The 23781-nt window shown below is 56.8% G+C and carries 27 protein-coding genes; 20 read left to right on the forward strand and 7 right to left on the reverse strand.

The genetic code is table 11. The annotated features are described in order from the left end of the window. Positions 1–49 precede the first annotated feature (49 nt). Positions 50–670: a peptide-methionine (S)-S-oxide reductase gene (locus A4E19_02430; protein ID OQW33726.1), complete on the forward strand. Its 621-nt coding sequence runs from the start codon at positions 50–52 to the stop codon at positions 668–670. 164 nt (positions 671–834) lie between these two features. On the opposite strand, the gene A4E19_02435 is transcribed toward A4E19_02430, so the two are convergent. Then, a complete protein-coding gene (locus tag A4E19_02435) occupies positions 835–1191 on the reverse strand; it encodes a hypothetical protein (GenBank protein OQW33727.1) in 357 nt (118 codons plus the stop codon). 204 nt (positions 1192–1395) lie between these two features. Between A4E19_02435 and A4E19_02440 the strand changes: the two genes are divergently transcribed. After that, positions 1396–2553, forward strand: coding sequence for an aminotransferase (locus A4E19_02440; GenBank protein ID OQW33728.1), 1158 nt, complete (start codon positions 1396–1398; stop codon positions 2551–2553). A gap of 218 nt (positions 2554–2771) precedes the next feature. Here A4E19_02440 and A4E19_02445 read toward each other — a convergent pair whose 3' ends face one another. After that, entirely contained in the window at positions 2772–3578 is an 807-nt protein-coding gene (locus tag A4E19_02445) for a hypothetical protein (protein OQW33729.1), read from the reverse strand. A gap of 92 nt (positions 3579–3670) precedes the next feature. Here A4E19_02445 and A4E19_02450 point away from each other — a divergent pair, with 92 nt between their 5' ends. Beyond that, positions 3671–4726: a magnesium and cobalt transport protein CorA gene (locus A4E19_02450; protein OQW33730.1), complete on the forward strand. Its 1056-nt coding sequence runs from the start codon at positions 3671–3673 to the stop codon at positions 4724–4726. Between the two features lie 9 nt (positions 4727–4735). Here the strand turns inward: A4E19_02450 and A4E19_02455 are convergent, their stop codons facing one another. The 3 genes from A4E19_02455 to A4E19_02465 are packed head-to-tail and all read right to left on the reverse strand — an operon-like array spanning position 4736 to position 7126. Beyond that, on the reverse strand, positions 4736–5077 hold the full coding sequence (locus A4E19_02455; protein ID OQW33731.1) for a hypothetical protein: 342 nt from the start codon (positions 5075–5077) through the stop codon (positions 4736–4738). Between the two features lie 15 nt (positions 5078–5092). Beyond that, positions 5093–5716: a 3-isopropylmalate dehydratase gene (locus tag A4E19_02460; protein OQW33732.1), complete on the reverse strand. Its 624-nt coding sequence runs from the start codon at positions 5714–5716 to the stop codon at positions 5093–5095. 6 nt (positions 5717–5722) lie between these two features. Next, positions 5723–7126, reverse strand: a complete 1404-nt coding sequence (locus A4E19_02465) for an isopropylmalate isomerase (protein ID OQW33733.1) — start codon at positions 7124–7126, stop codon at positions 5723–5725. 248 nt (positions 7127–7374) lie between these two features. Between A4E19_02465 and A4E19_02470 the strand changes: the two genes are divergently transcribed. Next, the gene (locus A4E19_02470; GenBank protein ID OQW33734.1) at positions 7375–7845 is read left to right on the forward strand and encodes an MEKHLA domain-containing protein; all 471 of its coding nucleotides are present in this window, start codon (positions 7375–7377) and stop codon (positions 7843–7845) included. Positions 7846–7878: 33 nt separating this feature from the next. Here the strand turns inward: A4E19_02470 and A4E19_02475 are convergent, their stop codons facing one another. Further along, a complete protein-coding gene (locus tag A4E19_02475; protein OQW33735.1) occupies positions 7879–8493 on the reverse strand; it encodes a hypothetical protein in 615 nt (204 codons plus the stop codon). A gap of 422 nt (positions 8494–8915) precedes the next feature. Here A4E19_02475 and A4E19_02480 point away from each other — a divergent pair, with 422 nt between their 5' ends. Next, complete coding sequence (locus A4E19_02480; protein ID OQW33736.1) at positions 8916–9392, forward strand: hypothetical protein; 477 nt, start codon at positions 8916–8918, stop codon at positions 9390–9392. 132 nt (positions 9393–9524) lie between these two features. On the opposite strand, the gene A4E19_02485 is transcribed toward A4E19_02480, so the two are convergent. Continuing rightward, the gene (locus tag A4E19_02485; GenBank protein ID OQW33737.1) at positions 9525–9872 is read right to left on the reverse strand and encodes a 4Fe-4S ferredoxin; all 348 of its coding nucleotides are present in this window, start codon (positions 9870–9872) and stop codon (positions 9525–9527) included. A 235-nt stretch (positions 9873–10107) separates the two neighbouring features. Here A4E19_02485 and A4E19_02490 point away from each other — a divergent pair, with 235 nt between their 5' ends. From A4E19_02490 to A4E19_02560, 15 genes are all read left to right on the forward strand, one after another. After that, entirely contained in the window at positions 10108–10608 is a 501-nt protein-coding gene (locus A4E19_02490) for a hypothetical protein (protein OQW33738.1), read from the forward strand. A gap of 30 nt (positions 10609–10638) precedes the next feature. Further along, entirely contained in the window at positions 10639–10956 is a 318-nt protein-coding gene (locus A4E19_02495) for a hypothetical protein (protein ID OQW33808.1), read from the forward strand. Between the two features lie 53 nt (positions 10957–11009). After that, a complete protein-coding gene (locus A4E19_02500) occupies positions 11010–11351 on the forward strand; it encodes a hypothetical protein (protein OQW33739.1) in 342 nt (113 codons plus the stop codon). A gap of 4 nt (positions 11352–11355) precedes the next feature. Then, positions 11356–12195, forward strand: a complete 840-nt coding sequence (locus A4E19_02505) for a hypothetical protein (GenBank protein OQW33740.1) — start codon at positions 11356–11358, stop codon at positions 12193–12195. A gap of 97 nt (positions 12196–12292) precedes the next feature. Further along, positions 12293–12781, forward strand: a complete 489-nt coding sequence (locus A4E19_02510; protein OQW33741.1) for a hypothetical protein — start codon at positions 12293–12295, stop codon at positions 12779–12781. 51 nt (positions 12782–12832) lie between these two features. Next, a complete protein-coding gene (locus A4E19_02515; protein OQW33742.1) occupies positions 12833–13984 on the forward strand; it encodes a transcription termination/antitermination protein NusA in 1152 nt (383 codons plus the stop codon). A 22-nt stretch (positions 13985–14006) separates the two neighbouring features. After that, complete coding sequence (locus A4E19_02520; protein OQW33743.1) at positions 14007–16547, forward strand: translation initiation factor IF-2; 2541 nt, start codon at positions 14007–14009, stop codon at positions 16545–16547. 101 nt (positions 16548–16648) lie between these two features. Next, positions 16649–16930: a hypothetical protein gene (locus tag A4E19_02525; protein ID OQW33744.1), complete on the forward strand. Its 282-nt coding sequence runs from the start codon at positions 16649–16651 to the stop codon at positions 16928–16930. 42 nt (positions 16931–16972) lie between these two features. After that, a complete protein-coding gene (locus A4E19_02530) occupies positions 16973–17383 on the forward strand; it encodes a hypothetical protein (GenBank protein OQW33745.1) in 411 nt (136 codons plus the stop codon). A gap of 2 nt (positions 17384–17385) precedes the next feature. Next, on the forward strand, positions 17386–18336 hold the full coding sequence (locus tag A4E19_02535; protein OQW33746.1) for a hypothetical protein: 951 nt from the start codon (positions 17386–17388) through the stop codon (positions 18334–18336). Positions 18337–18352: 16 nt separating this feature from the next. After that, on the forward strand, positions 18353–18622 hold the full coding sequence (locus A4E19_02540) for a 30S ribosomal protein S15 (protein OQW33747.1): 270 nt from the start codon (positions 18353–18355) through the stop codon (positions 18620–18622). Between the two features lie 220 nt (positions 18623–18842). Beyond that, a complete protein-coding gene (locus A4E19_02545; protein ID OQW33748.1) occupies positions 18843–20960 on the forward strand; it encodes a polyribonucleotide nucleotidyltransferase in 2118 nt (705 codons plus the stop codon). 3 nt (positions 20961–20963) lie between these two features. Beyond that, positions 20964–22229 carry a peptidase M16 gene (locus A4E19_02550; GenBank protein OQW33749.1) on the forward strand — a complete coding sequence of 422 codons (1266 nt, stop codon included), beginning with the start codon at positions 20964–20966 and terminating at the stop codon, positions 22227–22229. A 303-nt stretch (positions 22230–22532) separates the two neighbouring features. Continuing rightward, positions 22533–23045, forward strand: coding sequence for a hypothetical protein (locus tag A4E19_02555; protein ID OQW33750.1), 513 nt, complete (start codon positions 22533–22535; stop codon positions 23043–23045). 41 nt (positions 23046–23086) lie between these two features. Beyond that, positions 23087–23749: a hypothetical protein gene (locus tag A4E19_02560; protein OQW33751.1), complete on the forward strand. Its 663-nt coding sequence runs from the start codon at positions 23087–23089 to the stop codon at positions 23747–23749. The last annotated feature ends 32 nt before the right edge of the window (positions 23750–23781 follow it).

The raw sequence follows: 23781 nt of genomic DNA on the forward strand, positions 1-23781 counted from the left end.
GTAAGAACTGTCGCCGTGCGACGACGATGGAGAAAAGGAGGACATCTCTATGACGACGCTCCAACGTGTGAGAATCATGGCAGTCGGGCTTGCGGTCTGTTCGGCTCTCGCGGACTGGCCGTCAAGCGGAGTTCAAGGCGCGCCCGCCACCGCGAAAGCGTACTTTGCGGGTGGTTGCTTCTGGTGCATGGAAGAGGCGTTCGAGAAGGTGGACGGAGTCGTCGCCGTGGTGTCCGGCTACATGGGCGGCACTGTCGCCAATCCGACCTACGAGGAGGTGTCGGCCGGCCGGACGGGTCACGCCGAGTCGGTCGAAGTCACCTACAATCCATCGAAAGTCACGTACCAGAAATTATTGGAGGCCTTTTGGCGCAACGTGGACCCCGTCACGCCGAACGCGCAATTCTGCGATCATGGGACTCAGTACCGCGCGGCGATCTTTTATTCAACCGATGAAGAAAAACGGCTCGCGGAAGATTCGAAGCGGGCGATCGAAACATCCAAGCGCTTTTCCCAGCCCATCGTGACCCAGCTGGTCCCAGCATCGACCTTCTATCCGGCTGAAGAGTCCCATCAGGACTACTATAAGAAAAACCCGCTCCGCTATAAGTATTACAAGTACGGCTGCGGCCGAGCCCAACGGTTGGAAAGCTTGTGGGGGAAGTCGTAGGAGCGGCGACCGAATGCGAAATTCTGTGGAGTGCTGACGGTGCCGGATCCGGTTTTCCAGAAAGTTCTTCTACCGCCATCTACAACTCACAGATCAGCAGAAGGTGCTCGGTGAACAGCATCACATTGGAGACCGCTCAAGTATGTCAGCGAGGAGGACTGGTTCTACGGCCTGGTTTTCATGATCAGGGTTCTGAGTCGTTCTCGCTGGGCCAGGCGAATGCTGGTGAACTCCAGGCCGAACTGCGTCCCATCGATCCAGCGCACAAGGGCCTGATCGACGCGGAGCGGCCATTTAAAATCATCAAGAAACAAAGACAATTTGAAGAGCATTCCGACCTTCACCTCAACTGATGATTCGGCTCTGCATCCATTCGTCGATACCTCCTGTACCGTTGCTTCGCCCTCGAAATCATCCTCGCCGAAGAAAAACATCCGACAAGAGAGGCTAATCCGTCTGCCACGCCGATCTTGCGGGTTTGGATCGATCGGCCCGAATTCACCCGATGGCTTCGATGTCACGGTGATGATCCTCTTCAAAACCAGGTTGGATCAGCCGTCTCTAGTGTACGCATCGGAATAACCTAGGCAAGCATAATCTATATTTCACCTAGGTGGACGTTTCTATCTTGTGCTCCACACGCGAAAACTTGATCCCATCTTGACGCCGGCGTCACCCTCTGCCACAAAGGACACCGGTCAGGAACACAACGAAGGAGTAGGGCGATGCGAACGGTCAGTCGGCGGATGGCGGATCTTGCCCAATCGGAAATTCGGGCGATGACGCAGGCCTGCGCGAGTATGAAGGGTCTCAATATGGCACAGGGTGTCTGTGACACGCCCGTGCCGCCGATCGTGCTCGAAGGGGCGGAGAAAGCGATCAGAGATGGGCAGAACGTCTATACCCGCTACGATGGCTTGCCGGAATTGCGGCAGGCGATCGCCGACAAACTCGTCCACTATAACGGGATTCGGGTCGATCCGGAAACGGACGTAACGGTCAGTTCCGGGGCGACCGGGGCCTTTCACTGTGCCTGCGCCGCACTCCTCAATCCCGGTGACGAAGTCATCCTCTTTGAACCGTATTATCAATACCATATCAGTGCGCTCGTGGCCGTCGAGGCTGTTCCGGTCGTGGTCCGGATGCAGCCGCCGGCATGGACCTACTCGATGGCTCGACTGGAGGAGGTGGTCACGTCGAACACGAAGGCCATCATCGTCAATTCACCCGGCAATCCATCGGGCAAGATATTCGATCGTGGAGAACTGGAGGCCCTGGCAGAGTTTGCGTGCCGGCACGATCTGTTCGTCATGACGGATGAAATCTACGAATACTTTCTCTATGACGGGCGGCGGCACGTGAGCATGGCTTCCTTGCCGGACATGGCTGAACGGACGGTCACCATCGGAGGCTACTCGAAAACGTTCAGCGTGACGGGATGGCGGATCGGGTACAGTACGGCTACACCGGCGTGGTCCAGGGCCATCGGCGCGATGAACGATCTGCTCTACGTCTGTGCACCGGCGCCGCTTCAAATGGGCGTCGCTCGCGGGATCAGAGAACTCGGCGACGATTTTTATCGAGGTTTGGCGCGAGACTATCAGCAGAAGCGCGACATGTTTTGCCGTGCCTTGGCTAAGGCGGGACTCACTCCTACGATCCCCCATGGAGCCTATTATGTCTTGGCGGATGTGTCCGGGCTTCCAGGGGATAGCGGGAAAGCGCGTGCCATGCATGTGTTGGAAACAACCGGCGTGGCCGGAGTGCCGGGAGAGGCCTTTTTCTCCGCTTCAGCGGGGGGCAACTTTATCCGGTTCAGCTATGCCAAGACCGACTCCGATCTGGAGGAAGCCTGTCGGCGACTGACGCAAGCCCGCTGGTAGAGGTTACGCCTGTGAGCGACTGTTCTTTGTCAGAAGAAGCACCCAGCAAGCGATCTGCTCGCCCATGGATCTGTGTGGTGCGTGACGGTTGGCGGTACGACTGCTTCGGCGCAACATTGCACCATCGGAGAAGGCTTCTCATTTCACGTGACGATGAGGATCTCTTTGACGCCTTTTATCAACACCGCTCCGGCACCCTAATTCATCTGCCCAAGCGATCACGCGAGGCTGTTGTCGATTCCGCGCGTGAGGAGTTTGAGTTGTCGCGTGATCCTGTCAGGGCATTGTGGGCTGGTGGCAATGATGCCGCTGTAACGGGGTTCACGGCGATTAAACGTCAGACGTCGTCCACGGCCATCGGAAATAGTGCCCCCTGCCTCCATGATGAGGAGGGTCCCTGCCGCCACATCCCATTCGTTTTCCGGCTCCAATGTGGCCACCGCCTCAATGCGGCCGGTAGCGGTCAGCGCGAGGACCCACGCAATAGAGCGGATGGGATGCTGGCTGGCAGACGGTTCCAGAGGGGCGAATCGGCCGATCTGTCGTTCCCAAGGATTCAGGGCGATGATCGAATGCGGACTGTTTCGCGCTGCTGGCGGGGCCACCGGTCGGTCGTTGAGTCGAAGACCTCCGCCCCGAGTCGCGGTGAATAATTCATCCGTGGACGGATTGAAAACACCGGCCACGACAGGCTGCCCCCGCTCGATAAGGGCGACCGAGATACAATACTCCGGCTCACCGGTGATGAACGCCTTTGTTCCGTCGATCGGGTCCACCAGCCAGACTCTCTCATTTCGAAGCCGGTCCGGTCCGTCCGGCGATTCCTCCGAAAGCCATCCGTCTCGTGGAAATGCGGCCATGAGGTGCGAATGGAGAACGTCATTCACGGCAAGGTCCGCCGATGTGACCGGCGAGCGGTCAGGTTTCTGCCTTGTCTCGAAACCGCTGCCAGCACACTGCAAAGCCGTCGCGCCGGCCTTCCGGATCACCTCGACGAGCAGGTTTCGTTCGTCGTTCCATGCCATGATGAAAGAGTAACAGGCCCACAGGCAGATGAAAAGAAACGATTGCGTGCCCGCTTGACCCGGCCCAAGAATCTGCGTACAAGCACGTCACGATGAAACTGGTCCAAAAACGGTCGAAGAAAACGGGGCTCTCACCAGGGACGCTCATTCACATCGGCGAACAGCGGACCGAACCCGTGACCATCAACCTGTTCAATTACGTCGGTGCCCGGTGCGAGGAGCATGTTGTCACGGATGTGAAGGGCCTTCAACTGCCTGCCGACGAATCTGTCACGTGGGTGAATGTCGGTGGAGTCCATAAGGTCGACGTGCTGGAAGCCTTCGGCAAGCATTTCGGTCTCCACCCGCTGCTACTCGAAGACATCGCCAATACGGACCAGCGTCCCAAGCTCGACGATTATGAGACGTATTTCTTTCTCGTGATGAAGATGCTCACGAATTCGGAGCGCGGGGATATCGTGGTTGAACAAGTGAGTTTTGTCCTCGGGCGCAATTATGTCTTGTCGTTCCAAGAAAACGGGACCGACGTCTTTCGCTCGGTGCGGGATCGGCTGAGAGGCGGCAAGGGTCGTCTTCGGCAAAATGGGTCCGACTATCTGCTGTACGCGCTCATGGATGCCGTGGTCGACCAATATTTCGCCGTCCTCGAAATGCTCGGAGAGCGGATCGAATCGCTGCAAGAACGGGTCATCTCCGACCCGAGACCGGATATCCTCAAGGATATTCACGCGCTCAAACGGCAACTGTTGTTCGTGCGCCGCGCCGTGTGGCCTCTCCGGGAAGCGATCAACAACCTGTCCCGCTCGGAATGTTCCTTTTTACATGAACCCACCAAGGTGTTCTTTCGAGACGTCTACGACCATGTCGTGCAGATCGTCGACACTATCGAGACGTTGCGTGAAATGGTCTCGGCGAGTCTCGACATCTACCTGTCCAGCGTGAGCTATCGACTGAACGCCGTCATGCGCGTGCTGACGGTCATCACGACGGTATTCATGCCGCTCACCTTTATCGCGGGCATCTACGGCATGAATTTCGAGTATATGCCGGAGTTGAAATGGACCTGGGGCTATCCGATGGCGCTGGGCCTCATGGGAATCGTGGCGGCCGTGATGCTGATCGGGTTCCGCCGAAAGAAATGGCTGTAGCCGAAACTGCTATTCTTGGACTTCCACTTTGTCCACGAAATACGTAGTGTCACCGAAACAAGTGGTCGGAATGTAGCGATACTCTTTGTAGTGTAAGATTACTCGCTTCCCCATGACCTCGGAGAGGTGCTGCGCGACCTTATCGTCCGAGATCGAAAACTGCCAAAGGACGGGAGCCGTTCCCGGCACGGTCGTCATGGCCAACTCTCCTTCATGGGTCTTACAGAGCCAGCCCTTCGTGGAAAACTTTTGAATGTATCCCGCCCGGTTTCCATCGGAATAAGACCAGTTGAACACGACGATCAGGTACGCGGCACCGAGAAAGAGCAGGAGGGTCACGAACAGCTTCACGGCAATCTCCTCGATCTATGGATGAAGGTCGGTGAACAGCCACGGCGCTTCAGCCTTCCGTCGAACTTCATAAGACTTGATGGCGCCTTCGTGCTGAAGGGTGAGGCCGATCGAATCCAGTCCTCGATAGAGGCAATCCTTGCGGAACGGATCGATCTCGAACCGATACACGGCCTCCTTCGGAGTCGTCACTGTCTGCCGACCGAGGTCTACCGTGAGCTGGTATCCCACAGTGTCGAGGACCTCCTTGAGAAGGGCCGCTACCTCCCCGGCTTGCAAGACCACGGGCAAGATGCCGTTCTGGAAACAGTTATTATAAAAAATGTCCGCGAAACTGGGAGCAATGAGACAGCGGAACCCTTGATCCAGTAGGGCCCAAGGCGCATGCTCACGGGACGAGCCGCACCCGAAGTTGTCTCGCGTCACGAGGATGGAGGCTCCTTGATACCGGGGTTGGTTCAAAAAAAACGAGGGGTCGGGCGAACCGTCCGATCGTTTCCGCCAATCATAGAACAGCCCTTCGCGCAAGCCGGTGCGCTTGATCGTCTTCAGAAACTGCTTCGGAATGACCTGATCGGTGTCGACATTGACGCGATCGAGAGGCGCGACAAGTCCGGTGAGTGTCGTGAAAGGTTCCATGCGCAATCAACTCCAGTGTCTGATATCCACAAAGTGGCCTTCGATGGCCGCGGCGACCGCCATGGCCGGGGAGACCAGGTGGGTGCGGCCTCCGGCTCCCTGGCGCCCCTCGAAATTCCGGTTACTCGTCGAGGCGCAGCGCTCGCCGGGCTTCAGTACATCCGCGTTCATCGCGAGGCACATGCTGCACCCGGCCTCCCGCCACTCAAACCCCGCTTCGCGGAACACCCGGTCCAGTCCTTCGGCCTCTGCCTGCTGTTTGACGAGCCCCGATCCCGGAACCACCATCGCATGCACGCTCTTGGCGACTTTCTTGCCCTTCGCCAAACCGGCCGCGAGCCGAAGATCTTCGATCCGCGAATTCGTGCAGGAGCCGATGAACACCTTGTCGATGGTGATGTCGGTGATCGGCGTATTGGGTGCAAGCCCCATGTAGGCCAACGCCCGTTCGGTGGCATGCTTGGTCTTCTCGTCCGACATCGTTCGGGGATCCGGAATTGTCTGATCCACACCAAGCACCATACCGGGACTGGTACCCCAACTGACTTGCGGCGCAATCCGTTCCGCATCCAATGTGACGGTCCGATCGTACGTAGCGTCGTGATCCGTGCTGAGTTGTCGCCATGCAGCGACCGCCTGTTCGAACAGCGCTCCCTTGGGAGCAAGCGGTCGTCCTTTGATATAGGCGACCGTCTTGTCATCGGGAGCGACCATGCCCGCACGAGCCCCCCCCTCGATCGACATGTTACAGAGGGTCATACGCCCTTCCATGCTGAGGGCTCTGATTGCCGAACCGGTGTATTCGATGACATAGCCGGTCCCCCCCGCCGTGCCGATCTTGCCGATGATCGCGAGGATGATGTCCTTGGCGGAACAGCGATCGGAGAGCGATCCATCCACGCGAATTTCCATCGTCAGGGGCCGCTTCTGCACCAAACATTGAGTGGCCAACACGTGTTCGACTTCGCTTGTGCCGATGCCGAACGCCAGGGCGCCGAAGGCTCCATGGGTCGAGGTGTGTGAATCGCCGCAGACGATCGTCGTCCCCGGGAGGGTAAATCCCTGTTCCGGGCCGATGACATGAACGATGCCCTGGCGGGGGTCGCTCATGTTGAAAAGGGCGATCCCGAAATCCTTGCAATTGTTTTCCAATGTTTGAATTTGAAGGGCGCTCACTTGATCGGCGATTCCCAGCCGCCGATCGGTGGTGGGAACGTTATGATCGGGCACTGCCAGTGTCGCGGCCGGTCGTCGTGGACGGCGTCCTGCAAGCTTCAATCCTTCGAAGGCCTGCGGGGAGGTCACTTCATGCACCAACTGTCGATCGATATACAGCAATGTCGTTCCATCCGGTTCGGCCCGGACGACATGCGAATCCCAAATTTTGTCGAACAACGTCTTTCCAGCCATCTGTGCTCCTGCGTTGTTATGCGAGGGCACATTATACAGAGAAGCCCCATGGTCTTGACAAGGTGCCTGTGCGTCTCTTTATGGGTCCGCAACACCTCGCTGAAACTCGTCTCATTCACCAAAGGCTCCAGCTTGTTTCTCCATAGCCTCATAAGCCTCATAGCTTGACACCCCCTTGCCTAGGCCGGTTGAAGCTTGCCCCGGTCTGTAAGACGTGTTACCACATTACGCTTGTGGACACTGGCCCCGTGAATCCTGCGCCATGGACCGAACCCCGCATTGTGGAGTGGAGTCGCCGGCTGCTGGACAGTTATCGTCATTGGACGGGACAAGACCTGATTGAGCGGGCGGCCGATTCTACCCACCAGGCACGCACGTTGTTCGAGGCCTCCTTTGTCGTTGTGTCGCATGGCTTGGAGCCGGATCCGATTCTGAACTATGGCAATCGAATCGCCTTGGACCTGTGGGAACTGCCTTGGCGCCAATTCATCACGACGCCGTCACGGCTCACGGCCGAGGCCGATGATCGGGCTGAGCGAGAAAGGATGTTGGAAGGAGCGAAACTCAATGGCTACTTCGCCGGATATCGGGGCGTGCGAATCTCTTCAACCGGAAGGCGATTCCTTGTTGAGCAAGCCCTGATTTGGAATGTGCTCGATCCAGCGGGACACGCTATCGGTCAGGCAGCGACGTTCTCTCGATGGTCACATGTGCCGTGATCGAGAAAGGAAGGAGATACGAGTCATTCCCGGTCAGGTCCAGAGTTCCAAGGGGCCGTGGTTTGCAATACCCCGCAGCAGGTCTTGAGCCGCAACAATGCCGACCAGGCGGCGAGTTTGATCCAAAATCGGAACGGCATGAATCCGTTCATCCAACATGACGCGGGCGATCTCACGGATCTCCGTCACGGGTGTCGCAGAGATAACGCGAGAAGTCATGATTTCCGCCACTCGCCGCCGAGCGGCCTGCCGCTTATCCGCCGCCGTGATAAGTTCCGGAACATGGCGGAGGAGATCACGATAGGACACCATTCCGACGAGGGTATCGTGCATCGATGTGATGGGAATGTGGTGGAACCCTTTGTGCGACATATTCGCCCAGGCATCAAGCAAGGTGCCGTCCGACGGAAGAGAGAACACGGGCGCCCTCATCAGATCGCGTGCGAGGAGCGCAGGCTTCGGGTTGGATTGTTCTGCGCTCTGCTGTTGATATGCCGTTTGGGCTGCCAAGGCCGAGCGATCCAATGACGATGGATGTTGGTGGTGATGCTCCCGTTCGCCAGTGGAATCAGCACGGCCGTTCCGTGGACCGACCGGCTTGACTGGATACGTTTCCACCACTCCATTGACCGTCAGAATGATTGACATGCCGCGGCTCCTCAACTGCCATATCGGAACTTTCGGAAAACACTTAAGCCAGGTGGCGTCACAGAAGTGCTCCGGCGTCGTTCAATGCCCAAACCTCACAAAATCATCCATGGGATAGGGCCGGAGAACGATGCGCTGCTTCACATTCGGGTGAAAGTGTGCAGGTTCCTCGACAGGGGAGATAGCGGTGTGAGGACGGATTTGTTGTGTAACATCAGGGTCCTTGTCGCGATGGCAGTCCCAAATCGGTTGCTTCCATTTTGACCCCTATGTTATAAGGATCGCCTTGTGATGGGTTGAATAATTGGTGAACAGTATAGACAAAGGGTGCGCAGGACCAGTGTCGGCGTCCTCCATAAGTTTGGCGTCACAGATTCGCAAGCCTCTGTTTGTCTCTTCTTAATATTTGCAAGGGGGTAGTCATGGGCAAGACATTATCGGCGGTCTTTCTCGGCCTTGGAGTGGTGTTGGCCGGGGCTTCGGGCTCGTACGCGCTGCAAGCGGGAGGCGTAGAAACCGGCGATCTGGAAACCGGTTCTGTCGTCGGCCAGCCTTTCAAGGAACTGAGCGTGGATGCTTCGTTCTTTGCCATTGAAATTGGAAACATGAAGACCTGGTATCCACCGATGACCGTGATCGATTTCAAGTCTCGTCCCGGTGCCCCCGTTCTGTTGAAAGTGACGAACAATGCCGCTGCCGAACACGGGTTTCATCTGAGTGCGGCGGTCAACCAATCGGGACCGTTCGTTTTGGATACCAAGTTAGTGCTCAAGCCGGGGGAAACCCGTTACATCGGCGTTCCAACCAGCGATTTGTTCTATGCGGCAGGGAGTGTTCTCGAATATCGTTGCCACTTGCATCCGGCCCATGTCGGCGGCAAGTTGCTGATGCTGAAATAAGCCGTTCGATTCGGACCGAAAAGGCCTCGGTGACCTCACCGAGGCCTTTTTTATTTTCCGCTACGACGGCCAAAACAAAAGGGCCCTGGTGCCGTTCGGAACCAAGGCCCTCCGATACATTCCATGCGAGAGTTAGTTTCTTACCCCGCTCCACACCTTGGCGGGATCAATGGCTTTGTCAGGATTCAGCGTCTTGGCCTTTTCGAGGAGCACGTCGGTCGCTTCGGGATAGGCCGGATCGGAAATGCAGCAATTGTCGACGGGGCACACGGCGGCACACTGCGGTTCGTCAAAGTGCCCGACGCATTCCGTGCAGCGATCATGCGCGATGACGTAAATATTATCGCCGACTCCTTGTCCATCGCCGACGTGATTGCCTTTGGTCTCCGCGTCACTTCTGGTTTCAAAGATTGCTTCATTCGGGCATTCCGGCAGGCATGCTCCACAAGAGATGCATTCATCCGTAATCAACAACGCCATGACCCAAGCCTCCTTCCCACTGCAAAAGACTATAAAAGCATTTAGAACATTGACAAGTTCCTGCGGCTCGCACCATAGTGCTTCCGTCGACAATATGGTGCGTGCGCACGCGGAAAGGCATTCTATTCCGTGATTCTTTTCCGAGTCAACTGAACGGAATCCGGTCAGAGGACCTAGCTCATTCTTGCGTCTGGGCCATTGGGCCCAGCTGAAAAACCCGCATCGCCCGTCATCAATGGCATCCAATCAAGTCCAGGTCAGCGATCGAGAACAGAAGAAAAAGCGGATCATCATGATGATTCTGCTCGCGCTCCTCCTGATGAGCGCCTCGATGTTCTTGGTCGAACGCAAGGAGTCGAGCATCATCGTCGTCACGTTTCCGAGCGGCATCGAGCTGGAGGCCGAAGTGGCGGATACGCCGGAAAAATTGCTCTTCGGGCTTGCCTTTCGCGATGCATTGCCGCCGAACAGCGGCATGCTTTATATCTTCGAGCAGAACGGGACCCATCGGGTGACGACCAAGGAATATCGATTCCCCATCGATATTCTCTGGGTGGACGAGAGCCATCATGTGGTGCATATGCTGGAACATGCAGACCCATGCGCGAAAGACCCCTGCCCGTTTTTCGGCCCTCCTCCCGAAGCGGTGCGGTATGTCATCCAAGCTGAATCAGGGTTCATTCAAAAAGCTCGAGTTGCAAAAAACGACGAGCTCAAGTATGCCCTTCGTATGTAGAGTCGACGGCGGCAAAGAGGGAAGCGCATGATGGACGGATTCCAAAAGGTTGCACAAGTCGATGAATTGCCACCTGGAAAGTCGAAGGTGGTCAAGGTCAATGACCGCCCGATCGCCTTGTTCAACGTGGAGGGAAAGCTGTACGCCATTCATAACAGCTGTCCCCATGAGGGGGGACCGCTCATTGAAGGGAGGCTCAAAGGGCATGTCATTGCCTGCCCTTGGCATGATCTGGCCTTCGATATCCGAAACGGGCAAGGCATCGACGGGGGCGGCTACTGCGTAGGCAGCTACGAAGTACGGGTGGACGGGAGCGATATTCTGATCGGTCCTCGGCGGAAAATATAATCAAGGAATTCGGGCTGACCCAGTGTCTTCACGACGCGGATCAGGATATCGACGTGAGTATCGCCAACATCGACCACAACCCGGCTTTGGACGACGGCGACTGCCGCAGGGTGACCGTCGACCAACCGTTTGTCATTCGTCTATGGGAAGATCGCACCAGAGGCGAACAGTGGGTGCCGTCTTACGATCCCAAAGCGATGGCCCTGCTCGGCGATGAGTTCCTCCGCATCGCCAGCAATAACGCCGTGGACAATGGACAGCGTATCTTCGAGTTCAAAGCCGTGCAAGCAGGGGTGCATCAGCTGATTTTCGAAAAGCGCATGGGGTGGAAATTTACGGCGGAAGATCGACGGTTGTTTCGAATAGAAGCAGAGCCACCATCATCCGGGAATTGAACTCATGCCCGATATCGCGTTCATCAACGGCCGCTTTCTTCCTTGGGACGAGGCGACCATTTCCATCGATGATCGAGGGTTCCAGTTCGGTGATGCCGTCTATGAAGTGATTCGGACCTATCGAGGACGGCCGTTCGAGCTCTCGGCGCATCTTGCGCGGCTGGATCGGAGTGCCAAAGAACTGTCGCTTCGGCAACCCTATACCAAGGACCAATGGACCGGGTGGATTCACCAAGGACTCAATCTGGCAGGGTACCAGGATGCCAAAATCTACATCCAGCTGACGAGGGGCCCAGCTCCGCGCGAACATAGTTTCCCCTCCGATGTTCTTCCCACGGTCGTGATGACGATCAGGGAGTTTCATCCCTTGGCGCCTGAAATCCGCCGTGCCGGCGTCAGCGCATGTACAAGGGAAGATCTTCGGTGGGGGCGCTGCGACATCAAAAGCGTCAATCTTCTGGCCAATGTCCTTGCCCGTGAAGAAGCGAAGAAGGCCGGCGTCTTCGAAACGATACTGATCAGGGATGGTTTTGTGATGGAAGGCGCGGTGAGCAATGTCATGGCTGTTCACGGCGGGGTTGTCCTGACGGCGCCCGAAGGGCCTCGAATTCTATCCGGCGTCACACGGACCGTGGTGTTGGAGTTGGCGAAGAACGAGGACGTCACGATCGAGGAACATTTCATACCCGTCGACATGCTGTACCGAGCGGACGAGGTATTTCTGACCGGGACGACGATCGAAGTACTCGGGGTGGTCCAAATCGATGGGAAAACCATCGGCTCCGGCCAACCGGGAGCGATCACAAAAACACTGGCTGCTCGTTGGGCATTGTTGACCGGATAGTGCCCTTGCTTTGCACCGGGGTGCATGGTATGGTTCACGTTCTGTAAGTGGGCCCATGCCCACTTTTTTGTTTGGACACATGTCAAAGAGAAATGGGTTGAGCATACCGGGCCAGGGTTCGCAGCCGGTGGCCGACCGATTGCGCGAAATCATTTCGCCGATCCTATGGACGCTCGGACTTGAGTTGGTCGATGTGGTGTGTGTGGGACAAGGTCCCCGCTCGGTCGTTCGCGTCCTGATCGATAAGTCAGGGGGAGTCAGTATCGCAGACTGCGAACAGGCACATAAGGCCTTAGGACCGGCGCTCGACGTCGCCGATCCGTTTCCCCACGCCTATACCCTGGAAGTCTCTTCTCCGGGTCTTGATCGGCCCTTCAAGAGATCGCAGGACTACCAACGAGCCATCGGAAAAGAGGTGAGCTTCAAGCTTCGGCAACCGCTCGAAGGGCAGTGGCGGATCACCGGACAGCTGGTACAAGCGGACGAGCAGGCGGTGGTCCTGTCCATGGGGTCGGCGCGAGCGCCTCAGACGGTGCGATTGAGCCGAGAGACGATCGCCGAGGCGAAGCTGGTCGTGAAAGTGTAGAGATCGAGAGTGAGAAATCATGAGCGGTAACCGGATGCAGGAGCGTGATGTATGAACCGAGAACTGATCTCAGTGATCGACGAAATCGGGCGTCAGAAAGGAATCGACAAGGCCCGAGTCATCGGGGCCATTGAGTCCGCTCTGCAGACAGCCGCGAAGAAACGCTTCGGCCAGGCCGAAAACATCCAAGTCGAAATCGATCCCAAGACCGGAGAAATCTCCGTCGTTTCCAAGAAGATCATCGTCGAAACAGTCAGCAATCCCAAAGCGGAGATCTCTCTTCAGGAAGCCCGCCAATACGACAGCGAGGCGGAGATCGGGGACGAAATCGGATCACTGATCGAAATGAACGAGTTGGGCAGGATTGCCGCACAAACGGCGAAACAAGTCATCTTCCAGAAAGTGCGCGAGGCGGAATGGGAAGCGGTTCAAAAAGAGTATTCGACGCGTCAGGGGGATCTCATGACGGGGATCATCCTCGGCATGGAACGCCGGAATTACCTTGTGGATCTTGGCAAGACGGAAGCCATCCTGCCGATCCAAGAGCAGATTCCGCGTGAAACGTATCGGCGCGGCGATCGCGTAAAGGCGATGCTGCTGGAAGTGCGCCGCACGCCCAAGGATGTGCAAGTCATTCTGTCCCGCAGCCATCCGCAGTTCGTAGCGAAACTCTTCGAGCTCGAAGTGCCGGAAGTCATGGAAAAAATAATTGAAATCCGATCGGTCGTTCGTGAGCCGGGAGACCGGACGAAGATCGCGGTCACCTCGCGGGAAAAGGCCGTGGATCCGGTCGGGGCCTGCGTCGGTATCAAAGGGTCTCGCGTGCAAGCGGTCGTCCGCGAGTTGCGGGGGGAAAAGATCGACATCATTACCTGGACTCAGGACCCGCGCGTCTTTATCGCCGAAGCCTTGAACCCCGCGACCATCGAAAAGGTCGGGATCGATGAAGAGAAGAAGTCGGCGCTCGTGGTCGCGGCCGACTCGCAACTGTCCTTGGCGATCGGCAAGAACGGTCAGAACGTCCGGCTGGCGGCACGGTTGACGGGATGGAAAATCGATATCATCAGCGCGACCGAATACGAAAAAGAAAAAGTGGAACGCGACAAGGAGATCAAAGCAGCGCTCGCAGAGGAAGCCGAGGCGCAACGTCTGCAAGAGGAAGCTCGGCAGGCGGCCAGGGCGGAAGAAGCAACGAGCGGATAGAACACGGAACTATCTCATGGCTATGCGTGTATACGAACTTGCAAAGAAGTTGGGAATGGAGAATCGAGTGCTCATCCCCGAACTCAAAAAGATGGGGGTGACGGTTTCATCGCATAGCAGTACGCTGGACGATGAGATTGTCCAGAAGGTTTCCGAGAAATTAGGCGCAAAGTCGAAAAACCAAGGCGCGGGAGTCGAAGGAGATGTTGCCGCCAAGTCGGCGCATGTGGGTCACGGCAAAGCGACGGGTCATGTTGTCGAGGAACCGTCCAAGCCCGACAAGCGACGTATTCTGATCAAACGCAAGAAGGACGAGGAACAGATCGAAGCCGTGTCCCCGTCTTCGGTTGTCGAGGGCGAGCGGTCGGCACCGCCGATTCCCGCGCCGACCCATCCCCCATCCGTTGAGCATCCCGGTAGTGGCGGACCTGTCGATCACACCCTTCCAGCGGAAGAAACTCCTGCCGAACTAGCTCCGCCTGTTCCAGCGCCGTTGGTTGCCAAGCAGGACGGGACTCCGGCAAAGCCGACGGTCACCCCACCGACGCTCGGAACGACGACTCCCGAACCGGTGACCGGCAAAAAGAAGAGCATGGCGTTCGAGGTCATCGAGGCGGAAGGACAAAAGGACAAGCTGAAGAAAGCACGGAAGACCGGTCGTGTCAGAGATGATGAGCAGGATGTGAAATTCCGCGAGGACGCCGCCCGGTGGCAAGACCTTCGCGCGATTCCGGTGCAGCGCCGCGATGATCGATCCAAACATGTCCATCATAGCGCTCCGGCAGAGATCACCAAGCCGCGCCGGAAGAGCGTCAAAGTCACCACGCGGACGACGGTCAAGGAATTCGCCGAGTTGATCGGACAACGTCCGGCGGATATCGTTCGGAAGCTCATGGATATGGGGCAGATGCTGACATTCCATCAACCGATGAACCTCGATGCCGCCTCGATCATTGCCGAGGAAAGTGGAGTCAAAATTGAAATATCAGTCGAGAAAGTCGGGGACGAGTTGCTGCAAGACGTAGTGGAGACGGGCGGTGAAGAACGGCCGGAACCTCGGCCGCCGGTCGTGACCATCATGGGGCACGTCGATCACGGCAAGACGTCCCTTCTGGATGCCATTCGCCAAACCAACGTGGCGGAAGGAGAAGCCGGGGGCATCACCCAGCATATCGGTGCCTACACGGTCTCGGTGCGTGGCAAGCAGGTGACGTTCTTGGATACGCCCGGTCATGAAGCCTTTACGGCCATGCGAGCTCGTGGAGCCAAGGTCACGGATATCGTGATTTTAGTCGTCGCGGCGGACGACGGAGTGATGCCCCAAACCATCGAAGCGATCCACCATGCTAAGGCGGCAGGCGTGCCGTTGATCGTGGCGATGAATAAGATCGATAAGCCCACCGCCAATCCTGATCGGGTCAAGAACGCGCTGTCGGAACATGGATTGATTTCCGAGGCATGGGGCGGGGATACCATTATGGTCGAGGTATCCGCCAAGCAGAAAACTGGGCTCGATACCCTCCTGGAGATGATTCTGCTTCAGGCGGAAGTGCTTGAACTCAAGGCGGATCCGCACCGACAAGCCAGAGGCACCGTCATCGAAGCCAAGATCGAACGGGGAAGAGGCCCCGTTGCGACGGTATTGGTCCAGAGTGGGACCCTACGGGTCGGGGATGCCTATGTCGTGGGAACATTCAGTGGGCGTGTCCGGGCCCTTATCAATGATCGAGGCGAAAAGGCACAGCAGGCGGGGCCTTCCATTCCGGTGGAAGTGATCGGATTGCCCGGCGTTCCATCGGCGGGAGATGTCTTCCACGTCGTCTCGAATGAAAGAGTTGCGCGAGAAATTGCGGAGGAACGGGCTCAGAAACGGCGGGCGGCTGAACTCTCCGGTCCTGCAAAGGTATCCTTAGATGATCTCTTTGCAAAGATCCAAGAAGGGTCCGTGAAGGAGTTGGCCATCGTCATCAAGGCCGACGTGCAAGGATCCTCCGAAGCATTGGCCGGCGCCGTCGAAAAACTGTCGACGGATGCCGTCAAGCTTCGTGTGATTCACAACGGAGTCGGTGGAGTTATGGAGTCCGATGTGCTGCTGGCCGCCGCGTCACGAGCCATCATTATCGGTTTCAATATCAGACCGGAACCGAAAGCGACCGCGTTGGCCGAGCAACAGGGTGTCGATATCCGGCTCTACACGATCATTTACGACGCGATTGCCGACATCAAAGCGGCGATGGAAGGTTTGCTGGAACCCACGTTGAAAGAGCGCGTGTTGGGCCGGGCGGAAGTTCGGCAGGTCTTTACGATTCCAAAGATCGGTGCCGTGGGAGGCTCCTATGTGATCGATGGAACGATCACCCGATCCAGCGCAGGGGTCCGGGTGATTCGCGACAACGTGGTGGTCTATCAGGGGAAACTCGCTTCGTTGCGGCGGTTCAAAGATGATGTCCGTGAAGTGCAGCAGGGGTATGAATGTGGTCTGAGTATCGAGAACTTCAACGACATCAAGGCGGGCGACATCGTCGAAGCCTATGCCATCGACAAGATCGCTGCGAAGCTGTAATGGAAGTCTCAACATGGTGAGTGCCGCCCGTTGCCAAAGGCCGGTCGCGTCTATTCGATCATAGACCTTCCGTTGTGAGTCTACGTGAACCGTTCCTGACCATGATCGTAGGTCTCTGCACGGTGGAATTATTCATTTCTGAGAGCCAATCGCTCAAGGATAAGCGTCAGGTCATTCATGGGCTTAAGGATCGGCTTCGCGGCAAATTCAACCTCTCCATAGCCGAAGTGGATGGTCAGGATCTCTGGCAAAAGGCCGTCCTTGGAATGGCTTGCGTTTCGAATGAGGGGCACCACGCGAATCAAGTGCTCGAACAAGCGTTGAATCTGATCAAAAGTGTGCCGTCGGTCGAAGTGGTCAGAACCCAATTAGAATTGCTCTAGGTTCCGTGCAATGTCGGCGATCGACCATGTTGAGAGAGCACGATGTCGAAGACGACCTATAAACGAGCAGACCGGGTGGCCGACCAGATCCGAATGGAAGTGGCGGACATTCTCATGCGAAAAATCAAGGATCCTCGAGTTCATGGCGTTACGGTCACCGATGTCGAGCTGACTGGGGATTTGCGCATCGCTCATGTTTTCGTGACGACCATGGAAACGGGCGAAGCCGAGCGCGATGTTTTTGCCGGCCTCTCGAAGGCCAGTGGGTTCGTGCGGTCGGAACTGGGACGGCGGCTTTCGCTCCGCTACCTTCCCGATGTGATTTTCAAGAAGGATGTCAGTGGTCCGCGCGGCGACCGTATCATGCGGATCCTGGAGGGATTGCACGGGGAGTCCGACCAGCCTGAGACCCAGCATCCTGAGAACAGTGAGCGGAAAGCCACGGACGCATAGGCATGAATTGGACGGACATCACAAAGGGCCAGGGAGACGAGCCGGAAGGAGTCCTCATTGTCCACAAGGAAAGCGGCTGGACTTCACACGATGTCGTCGCCAAGCTCAGGAGACTGCTGGGCAACAGCAAGGTCGGTCATGCCGGCACGTTGGACCCGAGCGCCACGGGTGTCTTGCCGATCCTGGTCGGACGAGCCACGCGAATCGCCGAGTACTTGATCGAGTGGGATAAGGAGTACCGGGCCGTCTTGCGCCTCGGAGAAACGACCGACACCCAGGATGCAACCGGGCAGGTGTTAACCAGAACGGATGTCGGTGAAGTGACGGAGGAAGCGCTGCTCGAAGTGATCGCACGATTCCGTGGAGCCCAACGGCAACTGCCGCCGATGTATTCAGCTGTGAAAGTCGGTGGTCAGCCGCTTTACAAAGCGGCCCGTGCAGGCAAAACCGTGGATCGCGCGGACCGATCGATCGCCATTCATCGGCTGGAGATCGCGGCCGTGCATGGTCATGACGTGACGCTGAACATCGTATGCTCGAAAGGCACGTATGTGCGCACGTTATGCGCCGACATCGGACAGGCGTTAGGCGTGGGCGGACACCTCCATGCTCTCGAACGTCGCCGTGTCGGTCCGCTCTCGATCGACCGAGCGATGACGATCGATCAAGTCGTCGGCCATCTCGGAACGGGCACGCTCGGTCGGCAGTTCGTCTCGTTGGACCAACTTCTCTGCGAACTCCCGGCGGTGGTTGTGAACGAGGAGCAGGCCCAGCGTGTCTTGCATGGTTCGCCCATTTATCCGGTAGGAGTCGGGCACCTGCCCGCCGCTTCCACCGGCATGTCCGTGCGTCTGAAGAATGAAGCAGGCCGATTGTTGGCCATTGGCACCCACGACACCGGCAATGTGGGACCGATTAGGGTTCGTAAAGTGCTGGCTCACTTGAGTTCTTAATGTGGAAGGAGCAGGTATGGGATTACTGAAAGAAGCGAAGAGCGAGCTCATCAAGCAATATCAGCAGCATGACAAGGATTCCGGTTCGCCGGAAGTGCAGATTGCCGTGTTGACCAACCGGATCACGTATCTCACCGAACATTTCAAGAGCCATAAAAAGGATCACCATTCACGGCGTGGATTGTTGCAGCTTGTCGGACGGAGGCGCCGGTTGCTCGACTATCTCCGCGGTGTGGATGACGCGCGTTACCGAGCCGTGATCGACCGACTCGGCATTCGCAAGTAACCGGTCGTACGAACAGCGGCGTTGACCGGCGCCATTGCATCATTCGAATGTCCCACAGATGAACACCGATATGCGCTCTGACGGCGTACGGTTCTCTCATGGACGTGTGCGGTTGAGTGGAAAACGGATCGCCCATGGTTCCATCCCGGCTGAGTGTTGAAGGAGTCGGTCCGAGCGTATCTCAGTGGGCATCTGTGGATCTAACCAGAGGAGACCATAGATGGTACACGTCGTAGAAATCGACATTGCAGGCCGTACTCTCCGCCTCGAAACCGGTCGCGTCGCCAAACAAGCGGACGGATCGATCTGGGCCTCGTACGGGGACACCGTCGTCCTCGCCACGGCCGTCGCGGCTCAAACGGCCAAGCCCGGGACCGATTTCCTGCCATTGACCGTCGACTACCAGGAAAAGGCCTATGCCGCCGGAAAAATCCCGGGCGGGTACTTCAAGCGGGAAGGTCGGCCGGCTGAAAAGGAAGTGCTGACCAGTCGTTTGATCGACCGTCCGATCCGACCGCTGTTTCCCGAAGGCTACTATTATGAAACGCAGGTCATCGCCTCCGTGTTGTCGGCGGATAAGACCGGTTCTTCCGACGTGATCGGAATCACCGCGGCATCGGCCGCGCTCGCGGTATCGAACATTCCCTTCAACGGTCCCGTCGCGGGAGTGAAGATCGGTCGGGTCAACGGCCAGCTCCTCGTCAATCCCGACCTGGAAACCATGGAGCAGAGTGAACTGCACCTGGTTGTGGCAGGCACGGCGGACGCCGTGATGATGGTGGAAGCAGGCGCCAATGAGTTATCCGAGCAGACGATGCTCGAGGCGCTGGAATTGGCCCACGCTGAAATCAAGAAAATCGTTCGAAAGATCGAGGAACTGGCCAAGAAGGTCGGGAAGGTGAAACGGGAGGTGACAGCGGAATCGATCGACTCCGCGTTGCAAGCGGAGATCAAGGCATTGGTCGCACAGCCGATTCGTGATGCCATCATGATTGCCAACAAGACCGCCCGGCAGGAACGGTTGGACCAAATTCTGACGGACGCAGTCGAAAAACTGAAGAAGCCGGACGATCCCTCACGCGAACGGCACGTCAAGATCGTGTTCCATGGATTGGAATATACGGAAGTCCGGAAGATGATTTTAGAGAACCGATCCCGCGCCGATGGACGCGGTCCTTCCGATATTCGACCGATCACCTGCGAAGTGGGCGCCCTGCCGCGCGCCCATGGCTCCGCTATCTTTACCAGAGGCGAAACGCAGAGCTTGGCGGTGGTGACGCTCGGGACGACCGACGATGAGCAGCGCATCGACGCCTTGGAGGGTGAGTACACCCGGACATTCATGCTGCATTACAACTTTCCGCCGTTCAGCGTCGGAGAGGCACGCCCGCTTCGCTCGCCGGGAAGGCGCGAGGTTGGCCACGGAGCGTTGGCCGAACGGGCGTTGAAGCCCGTCATTCCGAACAAGGATGTGTTCCCATACACCCTGCGGATTGTTTCAGAAATTCTGGAATCCAATGGATCCTCCTCGATGGCAACCGTATGCGGCGGAACGTTGGCCATGATGGATGCGGGTGTTCCCATCAAGGAGCCGGTCGCCGGGATTGCCATGGGATTGATCAAAGAAGGCAACGACGTCATTATCTTGTCGGACATCCTGGGCCTTGAGGATCACTTGGGTGACATGGACTTCAAGGTATGCGGGACCAAGAACGGCGTGACGGCCCTTCAAATGGACATCAAAATCGGCGGTATTACCACGGGGCTGATGCAGCAGGCTCTGGAGCAAGCCAGACTGGGACGTCTCCATATTCTCGACCATATGTCGAAGGCCCTCGCCGGCTCCCGTGCCGACCTGTCGCCCTTTGCCCCTCGTATCTACACGATGAAGGTCAAGCAAGATAAGATTCGGGACATTATCGGTCAGGGCGGCAAGACCATCCGCGGGATCCAGTCCGACTGCGGAGTCAAGATCAGCGTGGAGGATACCGGTATTGTGACCATCGCATCAGCGGATGGTGCGTCGTTGCAGAAAGCCAAGGACATCATCAACCGCTTGACCGAGGAGGTCGAAGTCGGAAAGGTCTATCTGGGTACCGTGAGAAAGATCATGGACTTTGGTGCATTCGTGGAGGTGTTGCCGGGTACGGATGGGTTGGTGCACATCTCTCAGCTGGCGCACCACCGCGTGAAGGCCGTCTCCGACGAGGTAGCTGAAGGCGATCAAATTCTTGTGAAAGTGTTGGAGATCGACAAACAGGGCAAGATCAGGTTGAGCCGAAAAGAAACCATCCCCGCACCGACCGGAAGCGGCACAAACGATACAGCGGGCGGGTAACACTTGTACCGCAAGCTTATTCTCGACAACGGGATTCGCTTGGTCAGCGAGCGAATCCCGACCCTCAAATCCGTTACGGTCGGTATCTGGATCAATGCGGGCTCTCGTGACGAGAGCCCCGCAGAGGCTGGGTACTCTCACTTCATTGAGCATATGCTTTTCAAGGGGACGACCGCTCGATCGGCCGCGGACATCTCCCGTGAAATCGATGCGCTCGGAGGCGAGATGAACGCGTTCACGACGCGCGAAACAACGACGTACTACGTGAAGGTGTTGGATCAACATCTTCCCAAGGCCCTTGATCTGCTCGCGGATATCTTTCTCCGGTCCCGGTTCGGTAAAAAAGAAATCGAGAAAGAGAAACAGGTGGTTCTTGAAGAGATTCGAATGGTTCAAGACGACCCGGAAGACCTCGTTCAAGAGCTGCATACCAAGTTGGTCATGGGACGCCATCCGCTGAGTCGGTCGATCCTGGGGCATGAATCGACGATCACTCGGATCACCCGACAAGCACTCCTCGAGTATATCGAGACCCACTATCGTCCCGAAGAGATCGTGCTCGCCGTCGCAGGCAATTTCAATCAATCGCTGCTTGAAAAGACCATAGCGGGCACGTTCGGACGCTTTCCTAAATCGCACCGCATCATCTCGCAGGCACGTCGTCCGCCGGAGTTGTGTGGCGGTGTGACCATGAAACAAAAACCATTGGAACAGGTGCATCTCTGCGTAGGGTTCAAGGGAGTGGCCGCCGGGCATAAGGACCGGTATGCGGTCTATGCGCTGAACAGCGTGTTAGGGGGCAGTGTCAGTTCCAGGCTGTTCCAGGAGATCCGGGAAAAACGTGGTTTGTCCTATTCGGTCTACTCATTTTTGTCCGGCTATTCGGATGGGGGCACGCTGACCGTATACGCCGGGACACGTGCGCGCGAGGTCGGACAAGTCCTGGATTTGATCCATCGAGAAATTCGGAAGTTGGCCAGACAGGGGATCGACGGTCCTGAATTGGAACGCACGAAGGACCAAATGAAAGGAAGCCTCATGCTGAGTCTGGAGAGCTCGCATAGCCGCATGAACAAGCTCGCCAAGGATGAATTGATTGCCGGGAGACATACGACTTTGGAGCAGCTGATTGCCGAAATTGACGCCGTGACCGAACAGCAAGTATTTCAGACGGTTCAGACCTTGTTCGGCAGCGACAAGCACGCGTTGACAGGATTAGGTCCACTTTCAACACGTCAAGTGGGAGAGTTAGGCGCCAAATTCTCCTGAACACCTCGATGCACGCACATCTTCGCGCGCGGTCTACTCGCTGAAACATCACAACCTATTGTTATACATAGTGTTTTGTCTGTCATGCCCTGAATGCCAATCCATCAAACATTTTCTTGACAGGACATCGCAGTTTCAGTACCGTTCCGGTACTACCGGAACGGCCATCCGTTCGGTGTTGGATTGCGAGCCTGTCGATAACACAAGATTTTTTGAAGGTTTCCATGGACCATATTGAACTTTAGAACGAATAACGTTTGATCGGATTCTCATGTTAAAAATTTGATGAAGGAGGGATTACGCATGAAAAGGGCTGTCGTTCTAGCTGCCGTGGCGGTGTTTTCGGGGTTCGGCTTGCTAGCGGCCGAGGTTTCCCTAGCTGCCGGTGATATAGAGAAATTAGGCCTCGCCGACGCGGTCGTCGGTGGAAAACCCATGAGGGCCGAAGCTACCAAGACGCTGCAAGGCCGTGTCTGGTCGCAGTGGGCTGATAATCCGGATGGGGAACTTCTGTTCGGCATTCAATATTGGAATACGGGAGAGCCGGGATCCGGCACACCCGGGGGCCGTTCATCGACGATGCTGGATGTGAAGCCGCCTGATCCGTTGTTCAGTTGCTGTGCCTGGGGGTTTTCCGGTGGGAGCGAGAAAAACTCAACCTATTCCGGCTGGTACCATGCGGCCACCACAGTCCGCCTTGCGGTCAAGGATAAGGCTCTGATGGACCAAATTATCAAGGCCTCTCAAGAATTGGTTGCCATGGAAGTCACGCTGGACGGCAGAACCATCACCGGTTTTAAAGTCATCAAGGACTAGCCACTTCAAAGCGTACGATGTTGTCGAAGGAGGACGCGATTATGATGTTGCAGAAGCAAGGTGCCGCCATTCTGGCAGCCGTTGCGCTGGTAGCCGGTCTGGCTTCAACCGCCTCGGCTATTGAGTCATTTCAAGAACGATTCGAATGGGGTGACATGAGCAAACCGACCACCATTCAAGGTCGGGTGATCATCCTAGATCCCTACGATGAAGCCGTCTGGATCAACACTGCTGTCTTTGGAGGGAACGCCGAGAGCGGGTTGTATTGGCAAAAGGTTCACCCGGGTAAAACGCTGAAGTTCTATGCCGATAAGTCTGCTTGGCAAGAACTGAAAAAGATGGGCCGTTCTCATGCCGGACCTGCAGCGGCGAAAGAGGTTCCTCCCGGCAGCACGACGGATTTGATCGAATTCGTCGCGACGGAAACGGAACAAAATCATCGGGTCATTTCATCGGTGAAGAGAATTCCGGAGGTATCCGGTTCGGTGGGCAAGCCGCTGAGTATTTCCGCGCTTCGCTTGAAGGAGTGCGCGGGGAAAAGCGAATTTGATTCGGCTTGTGCCAAAGGCATGGCAAGTCTTAACAGCTCGCCGGTGACGCCGGATGGAAGCAATGTCGGCATGCAGTATGATGTGATGCTTCCCGGGGGGAAAACCGTCGGGGGGTTGATCCATTCGACCGCACCATATAATCAAGCGCACTGAAAGCTTCCGAATAGAACGGGCGGCATCCCCCC

This window comes from Nitrospira sp. SG-bin1, from assembly GCA_002083365.1.
In the GTDB taxonomy this organism is placed as follows: domain Bacteria; phylum Nitrospirota; class Nitrospiria; order Nitrospirales; family Nitrospiraceae; genus Nitrospira_D.

Bases quoted from the DNA above. Each gene is read 5' to 3' on its own strand.
- A4E19_02430 (OQW33726.1), top strand. From the start codon at position 50: ATGACGACGCTCCAACGTGTGAGAATCATGGCAGTCGGGCTTGCGGTC.
- A4E19_02440 (OQW33728.1), top strand. From the start codon at position 1,396: ATGCGAACGGTCAGTCGGCGGATGGCGGATCTTGCCCAATCGGAAATT.
- A4E19_02445 (OQW33729.1), bottom strand. From the start codon at position 3,578: ATGGCATGGAACGACGAACGAAACCTGCTCGTCGAGGTGATCCGGAAG.
- A4E19_02450 (OQW33730.1), top strand. From the start codon at position 3,671: ATGAAACTGGTCCAAAAACGGTCGAAGAAAACGGGGCTCTCACCAGGG.
- A4E19_02460 (OQW33732.1), bottom strand. From the start codon at position 5,716: ATGGAACCTTTCACGACACTCACCGGACTTGTCGCGCCTCTCGATCGC.
- A4E19_02465 (OQW33733.1), bottom strand. From the start codon at position 7,126: ATGGCTGGAAAGACGTTGTTCGACAAAATTTGGGATTCGCATGTCGTC.
- A4E19_02475 (OQW33735.1), bottom strand. From the start codon at position 8,493: ATGTCAATCATTCTGACGGTCAATGGAGTGGTGGAAACGTATCCAGTC.
- A4E19_02480 (OQW33736.1), top strand. From the start codon at position 8,916: ATGGGCAAGACATTATCGGCGGTCTTTCTCGGCCTTGGAGTGGTGTTG.
- A4E19_02485 (OQW33737.1), bottom strand. From the start codon at position 9,872: ATGGCGTTGTTGATTACGGATGAATGCATCTCTTGTGGAGCATGCCTG.
- A4E19_02490 (OQW33738.1), top strand. From the start codon at position 10,108: ATGGCATCCAATCAAGTCCAGGTCAGCGATCGAGAACAGAAGAAAAAG.
- A4E19_02495 (OQW33808.1), top strand. From the start codon at position 10,639: ATGGACGGATTCCAAAAGGTTGCACAAGTCGATGAATTGCCACCTGGA.
- A4E19_02505 (OQW33740.1), top strand. From the start codon at position 11,356: ATGCCCGATATCGCGTTCATCAACGGCCGCTTTCTTCCTTGGGACGAG.
- A4E19_02515 (OQW33742.1), top strand. From the start codon at position 12,833: ATGAACCGAGAACTGATCTCAGTGATCGACGAAATCGGGCGTCAGAAA.
- A4E19_02520 (OQW33743.1), top strand. From the start codon at position 14,007: ATGCGTGTATACGAACTTGCAAAGAAGTTGGGAATGGAGAATCGAGTG.
- A4E19_02525 (OQW33744.1), top strand. From the start codon at position 16,649: ATGATCGTAGGTCTCTGCACGGTGGAATTATTCATTTCTGAGAGCCAA.
- A4E19_02530 (OQW33745.1), top strand. From the start codon at position 16,973: ATGTCGAAGACGACCTATAAACGAGCAGACCGGGTGGCCGACCAGATC.
- A4E19_02535 (OQW33746.1), top strand. From the start codon at position 17,386: ATGAATTGGACGGACATCACAAAGGGCCAGGGAGACGAGCCGGAAGGA.
- A4E19_02540 (OQW33747.1), top strand. From the start codon at position 18,353: ATGGGATTACTGAAAGAAGCGAAGAGCGAGCTCATCAAGCAATATCAG.
- A4E19_02545 (OQW33748.1), top strand. From the start codon at position 18,843: ATGGTACACGTCGTAGAAATCGACATTGCAGGCCGTACTCTCCGCCTC.
- A4E19_02555 (OQW33750.1), top strand. From the start codon at position 22,533: ATGAAAAGGGCTGTCGTTCTAGCTGCCGTGGCGGTGTTTTCGGGGTTC.
- A4E19_02560 (OQW33751.1), top strand. From the start codon at position 23,087: ATGATGTTGCAGAAGCAAGGTGCCGCCATTCTGGCAGCCGTTGCGCTG.